Annotated in this window: 2 protein-coding genes; both read right to left on the bottom strand. The window is 72.6% G+C overall.

From position 1 onward, the window contains the following. On the bottom strand, nucleotides 1–333 hold a 333-nt coding region (locus FK498_RS18370), incomplete at its 3' end, for a uroporphyrinogen-III synthase (protein WP_202614929.1). A 143-nt stretch (nucleotides 334–476) separates the two neighbouring features. Then, nucleotides 477–2,521, bottom strand: a 2,045-nt coding sequence (gene infB, locus FK498_RS18365; protein WP_141857112.1) for a translation initiation factor IF-2, incomplete at its 5' end; no start/stop codon positions are given.

Genomic DNA, 2,521 nt, shown 5'->3' with positions numbered 1-2,521 from the left:
GAGCAGGCGCGAGGCGAGTGCGGCGAGGTCGCGCGCATCCCCGGCGGCCGAGCGCACCGTGCGGAATCCCCGCGCGCGCGCCGCCGCCGCCGTGGCGTCGCCCACCGCGAGCAGGGGCACGCGGCGATACGCGGCGGGAAGCGCGCGCACCGCGTTCATGCTGCCGGCGACGATCGCCTGCACCGCCTCGGGCCGGGGCAGCCGGGCAGGGACGAGCGTGACCGTCAGCATCGGCGCAAGCACCGGGCGATAGCCGAGCGCGCGGAGCCGTCGCGCGGTCTCGCGCGCCTCCGGCTCCGGCCGCGTCACCAGCACCGCGCGCGCATCCGCCATGGCGGTGCTGCGCCACGCCGGCGCGGGCCTGTCAAGACGGCGCGCGGAGCGCGCGGCACCTCCGCGCGCGGCGTCGTGCCGGAGGCGGCGGTGGCCTCCTGATGCTGCGGACGCGCGGGCTCAGGGGTGGCGCCCGGGTGCCGTCACGCCGGCACGGTCTCCGTCTCGAAGCACTCGATCACGTCGCCCTCGCGGATGTCCTGGTAGTTCGCGAAGGCCATGCCGCACTCGTAGCCCTTGGCCACCTCGCGCACATCGTCCTTGAAGCGCTTGAGCTGGCTGAGCTCGCCCGTGTGGATGACGACGTTGTCGCGCAGGAGCCGCACGCCCGCGCCGCGCTTCACCACGCCCTCGGTGACCATGCAGCCGGCCACCTTGCCGACCTTCGTGATATCGAAAACCTTGCGGATCTCGGCGTAGCCCAGGAACTTCTCGCGCTCCTTCGGCGCCACCTTCCCCTTGACCAGGTTCTCGATGTCGTCGGCGACGTCGTAGATGATCGAGTAGTAGCGGATATCCACGCCTTCGCGCGCGGCGAGGTCGCGCGCCTGGCTGGTCGCGCGCACGTTGAACGCGACGATCACCGCATCCGAGGCCTTGGCGAGCTGCACGTCGGACTCGGTGATCTGGCCGACCGCGCTGTGCAGCACGCGCACGCGCACCTCCTCGTTGCCGAGCTTCTGCACGGTGGCCTGGATCGCCTCCGCCGAGCCCTGCACGTCGGCCTTGATGACGACCGCCACCTCCTTCTGCTCGCCCGCCTGGATGCGCGCGAGCATCTGGTCGAGCGTGCCGCGCGCGGCGGCCGAGCCGGCGGCGGCCTTCTCGCGGATCTTGCGCTGGCGGAACTCGCTGATCTCGCGCGCCCGCGCCTCGCCGTCGACGGCGACGAACGGCTCGCCCGCCGCGGGGACGCCGGAGAGGCCGAGGATCTCCACCGGCGTCGAGGGCGGCGCCTCCTTGAGCTGGCGGCCCTTGTCGTCGAGCATCGCGCGCACGCGGCCCCACTCGGCGCCGGCGACCACGATGTCGCCCTGCCGGAGCGTGCCCTTCTGCACCAGCACGGTGGCCACCGGCCCGCGGCCGCGGTCGAGCTTGCTCTCGATCACGGTGCCCTCGGCGGCGCGGTCGGGGTTCGCCTTCAGGTCCAGGATCTCGGCCTGGAGCAGGATCGCCTCCTCCAGCTTGTCGAGATTGGTCTTCTTCAGCGCCGAGACCTCGACGTCGATGGTCTCGCCGCCCATCGATTCCACCACGATCTCATGCTGGAGCAATTCGTTCCGGACCCGGTCGGGCTTGGCGTCCGGCTTGTCGATCTTGTTGATCGCCACGATGATCGGCGCGTTCGCCGCCTTGGCGTGACGGATCGCCTCCACCGTCTGTGGCATCACGCCGTCATCGGCCGCGACCACCAGAACGACGATGTCGGTGACGGAGGCGCCGCGCGCGCGCATCGCCGTGAACGCCTCGTGGCCGGGCGTGTCGATGAAGGTGATCTTCTGGCCGGACGGCAGCTCCACCTGATAGGCACCGATATGCTGGGTGATGCCGCCCGCCTCGTGCGCCGCGACGTCGGTCTGGCGCAGCGCGTCGAGCAGGGACGTCTTGCCGTGATCGACATGGCCCATCACCGTCACGACCGGCGGGCGCGGGCGCAGATCGGCCTCGGTATCGGCCGCGCCCTCGAGCCCGAGCTCGACATCGCTCTCGCTCACGCGCTTGGGCTTGTGGCCGAGCTCGGTGACCACAAGCTCGGCGGTGTCCGCATCCAGGCTCTGCGTGATGGTCGCCATCACGCCCATGCGCATCAGCGCCTTGATCACCTCGGCGCCGCGCAGCGCCATGCGCGCGGCGAGCTCCTGCACCGTGATCGCCTCGGGGATCACCACCTCGCGCACCACGCGGCTGCCTTCGGCGCGCAGCCGCTCGCGCTCGGCCTGCTGGCGCTCGCGCTCGCGCTGGCGGCGGAACGAGGCGAGGCTGCGCACCCGCTCGTCCTCGTCGCTGAGCACGGCAGCGACGTTGAGCCGGCCGCCCCGGCGGTCGCGCTCGGAAAGTCCCTTCTTCGCCGGGGCGAGGGCCGGCTTCTTCGGGGCCGGCGCACCGCCCGGACGGCGCGCGGGGCGGGCCTCGTCCTCGTCCTCGACGCTGCGCAGGCGCAGCGTCTCGGGTCGCGCAGGCGCCGCGG

This window comes from Elioraea sp. Yellowstone (genome assembly GCF_006704265.1).
Taxonomy (GTDB): Bacteria; Pseudomonadota; Alphaproteobacteria; order Acetobacterales; family Acetobacteraceae; genus Elioraea.
This window is presented reverse-complemented; position numbering and strand designations above follow the sequence as displayed.